The following is a 3,740-nucleotide window of genomic DNA, read 5'->3' as shown; positions in this document are numbered from 1 at the left end:
CTCCAACGATTACCCCATGGTCGCGCCTAACTATTCAGCCAATCGCTCCAGATTGGCAAAATCGATTGGCCTCGGTCGCACAGCAGCCGCGCCCAAGAAAGCAGCAGCCAAGAAGTCAAAGACGCGCTAGCAAAACATTTGGCAGCTTCGCAAAGGATCGAAAATTGAATCGCGATCGCTATTCCCATCGCCGCAGCTCGCGGCCAAGACGCGGCCGGGTTTCAATTATGCGCAAGCGTTTCTTTTCACATAAATCATTAGCCGCGATCCTGGTGATCACGCTAGCAGTGGGCGCTTATGTCACCTCCTACTTTACAGGGTGGGGCAACCAGATCGCGGGACCCAATACAGCAAGCGCACTCGGGTCAAAACCGAAGCCTATCGTCGGCGTAGCGTCCATCGTTGACGGGGACACGATCGAGATCCACGGACAGCGTATTCGTTTCAATGGCATCGACGCACCTGAAAGCAGCCAAAACTGCAGCGACGCAAGCGGGCAAGAATACCCATGCGGCCGCAAATCCGCAGAAGCACTGGACATCTTCCTCAGTCAATCCCGACCCATCCAGTGCAACTTTGTTTCGTGGGATCGTTACAACCGCTTCGTTGGTGATTGTCAGCGGGCGGACGGTGCTAGCATTGCGTCTTGGATGGTCGAACAGGGTTATGCCCTGGATTGGCCTCGATACAGCCATGGTAGTTACGCGTCACAACAGGCAGATGCCCAAAGGGCCAAGATTGGCATCTGGGTTGGCACTTTCACAGCCCCTTGGGATTGGCGAGCAACACATGCAGCCAACAATAAACCCGGTAATGACACATCCTACGGCCTTACAGGCCGTCGCCAAATAGCTCAGAGCTATTCGTGTCAACCGCGTCGCTATTGTAAGCAAATCTCCTCATGCGATGAGGCGCGCTGGTATCTCAATAACTGTAGCTGGGGACCCAAATTGGACCGGGACGGCGACGGAATTCCGTGCGAAGGCATTTGCTGACCAAGCCAATTCCTTAGCGCGCTTTCAGCAAGCCGGACTGGCCACCAGCGTTTCGGTGCATTTGCGCGAGTGCCAATAGAGCCTGGCAAAAGGGCTGGCTGACGTTTGTCTTGGAAAATTCCACCAGCTCGTTGAGCCCGGATGGGCTAGAAAACCGCAAGGCTTCGTAGCGACAGACAGGGATCTGCCGATTATCTCTGAAGCGTTTGTCGGGTCCGCCATTCTTATTGGGATGAGCCCAGGTATAGCTCACGATCTCAGCATCAGATGGAACTTTGCCGGTCTCAATAAAATTGCTGGGGGCAAATTGCGTCCTGAGGTCTCCATACCCAACGGCACCGTACTGGTTTCCGTCCTTCACCAAAATCATGTCTGGCATGAAATAAAGGATTTGCCGGCCGACGTGTATCGACGGTGGTGTGACATTGCTGCGAACAACCGTCGGCAAGGAAGCTTGGAGCGTCGTCGACTTTTTATCGACCAACATCGTGGCTCCCGCATTGCGCTTCCAAGTCGTCAGATCCTCTATCTTGCCACCAGCCGCGACATGCCAACTCGCCGCGCAGCGTGTGAGCGTGTCAAAGGCGGCGACAAGTCGCCCGTAGGCCGCCTCCGCGTCCTGCTCCAAATCATAGTAGAGCACGCTCACCCGGCGGTAGCTGTCCAACCAGTTGCCAATAAGCATGCCCGGCAAAAAGGCAGCAATACCGATCAGCGCCACCCCACCTCCCAGCATTGCGCCTGCGATCAATCCGGCGATCCCAAACAGCACGGCCAGGATGAGCGACATTCGCGTCTGCGATTGCCTCGCATTGATTTCATCAAGCACATTGGCAAATGTCTCATCACGCATCTCGATCACATCGGCGGACTCGATTTCTCTCATCACGACGCCACCGCTGACATATTCCACGGGTGAGGATGTTGGATGGGGCTTTGGCCCAGATGGGAATTCAGACAGTTGCAGCGTCTGCTTGGCGCTGCGCTTTCCCAAAGTGCCTCGGTAGTAGAGACCGCCGACGCCTGCATGAATATAATGCCCTCGTGGGCCAGTCCCGATACGAAGACCTTGCACGCCAACGGACGCGCCAACCCCGCCAGACGAGAAGTTAAAGCGGAAAGGTCCCGCACTAATCGATTTTCGAACGTAAAACCCCATCCCCGCAATCCCCCCCAAGCCCTGTGAGCGAAACCCAAGGGCAGTTCGCCTCACAACTTTGGTACCGGAACCAGTCCAATATCTGTCTCTCGCGAACGTTGCCTGACCCTGATCTCAATTCGCCTCCTCGCCTTGACGTCGCCGGCCTGTGCGCCGTCGGTGAGCCGGTCGCCAGGCAATATCAACTGGCCGCCGGACATTGGCAGGATGGTGAAGCCTTTCAGTTCCGGCATATCGCGCAGGATGCCTGTGACGGAGATCGCTCGCGCTAATCCAAGCCCGGCATTGTCGGCAGGATGGAGTGTGCCAATGTCCATCTTGCGCGCCAGTACGGGCTGAAGGCCTCTGTCCATATTCGATGAGTCACCGGACATCGCCTGCTCGTCCGTGTGGCCAATCACCTCAATGACGTCCACACCATAGGAAGTTGCAATTCCAGCAATGGTCTTCGACATCTGCCGCAACTTCGTTTTGAAGCCACCGGAAAGCTCCGCACTTCCAGTATCGAAATTATAGCCATCGAGCTCGCTAAGACTGATGATCGGTGGCCAATCGTGTGGCTTGTCAGCAGAGGCCTCGTTCCTTGCCTTCTTCAGTGCGTCAGCAAGATCCTTGGACGTCTTGCCCGTGCCAACGTAGCCGAGCTCGCGCAGAACCTTCATCTTCTCGATCATGGCTTTGGCCTGATCAACGTCGACGTCGTTGTCAGAGAGGACTTTGGCGGCCGGCGCGCTTTTCACCGCTTCCTCAAGGGTCAGTCCCACTTTTTTGATTGCCTCTGCGGCCTCTTTGGCCCGGACCAATTCACGCCATTCTTGATCTGGTACATTGCGTCGACTTGCAGGCTTGACCATGGCATTCAGCTGAGCCAGCAACCGCTTGTTTTCCTCGTCAAGCTTGCGAGCGTTCTCATTGAGGGACTGCGCAATCTTCTGCGCTGCCGCAGCCTCTTTCTTTGTCTTGGCGATGAGCGCGCCTGCAGCAAGCAAAAGGCAGAAAACGAGAAGCAGCATCGTCTCAGCCATCGTCAGGCCGAGTATCAGGCCGCGGCCATAGCCCTTGCGCTCAAACGTAATGGCTGTTCCGCTAACCTCACTCACCTGCCCCACCAACTTGCTCTCTTTGGCGGTTCACCCTTCTCCACCTCCGCCGGACTGCTTAACGATCGGAAGGTGTCGCCCTCCGTGTCATCCGAAACCTTGATTGGCGTCTCCACAGGGGAGGCAACAGTGGAAGGTGCCGCCACTCGCTCGACATCGTTCGCTATCGCATTGCTCAGAGGCTGGGGAGTGCGCACGGCCGGGAGGCTATGTTGTGTAAGGGTTGCGACGAGGCCGCGTGTTTCATTGCTGTGTTTCTGCATCACAGCCATGAACTCCTCAGTCAAACGCTGCTGCGCTTGGACAGTTTCTGCGGTCTTTTCTGCGGCCGCTGCCGCTCTCTCCACTCCAGTCGCCACCTTGATCACTGCGTCGGCAAGACCGGTCATCCGCGTTTGCTGCTCTTGCGAGGCTGTTTCGGTTTTTATCGCATATTGTGCGACAGCATTACCCAGGAGCTTGACCATCGGCGCCAGATCGTTCTTC

Annotated in this window: 5 protein-coding genes; 2 read left to right on the top strand and 3 right to left on the bottom strand. The window is 56.3% G+C overall.

All coding sequences use genetic code 11. The features are described 5' to 3' along the window. Both EN969_RS21030 and EN969_RS21025 read left to right on the top strand, forming a co-directional pair. On the top strand, positions 1-130 hold a 130-nt coding region (locus EN969_RS21030), incomplete at its 5' end, for a MucR family transcriptional regulator (RefSeq protein ID WP_206525198.1). A gap of 97 nt (positions 131-227) precedes the next feature. Next, entirely contained in the window at positions 228-995 is a 768-nt protein-coding gene (locus EN969_RS21025; RefSeq protein WP_095770038.1) for a thermonuclease family protein, read from the top strand. 13 nt (positions 996-1,008) lie between these two features. On the opposite strand, the gene EN969_RS21020 is transcribed toward EN969_RS21025, so the two are convergent. The 3 genes from EN969_RS21020 to EN969_RS35330 all read right to left on the bottom strand — a co-directional run. Then, entirely contained in the window at positions 1,009-2,154 is a 1,146-nt protein-coding gene (locus EN969_RS21020; RefSeq protein ID WP_095770037.1) for a DUF4236 domain-containing protein, read from the bottom strand. A gap of 50 nt (positions 2,155-2,204) precedes the next feature. Continuing rightward, positions 2,205-3,263, bottom strand: coding sequence for a hypothetical protein (locus tag EN969_RS21015; RefSeq protein WP_224571173.1), 1,059 nt, complete (start codon positions 3,261-3,263; stop codon positions 2,205-2,207). Next, positions 3,251-3,740 (bottom strand): hypothetical protein (locus EN969_RS35330; RefSeq protein ID WP_164758392.1); only part of this gene is annotated, 490 nt, incomplete at its 5' end. The genes EN969_RS21015 and EN969_RS35330, both read right to left, overlap by 13 nt.

It is taken from the genome of Mesorhizobium sp. M7A.F.Ca.CA.003.01.2.1 (assembly GCF_003998945.1).
GTDB lineage: Bacteria > Pseudomonadota > Alphaproteobacteria > Rhizobiales > Rhizobiaceae > Mesorhizobium > Mesorhizobium ciceri.
Note: the sequence above shows the minus strand (reverse complement) of the source record. Positions and strands in the feature narration are given on the sequence as shown.

Excerpts from the sequence above, each read along its gene's own strand:
- EN969_RS21025 (WP_095770038.1), top strand. The coding sequence starts at position 228 with ATGCGCAAGCGTTTCTTTTCACATAAATCATTAGCCGCGATCCTGGTG.
- EN969_RS21020 (WP_095770037.1), bottom strand. The coding sequence starts at position 2,154 with ATGGGGTTTTACGTTCGAAAATCGATTAGTGCGGGACCTTTCCGCTTT.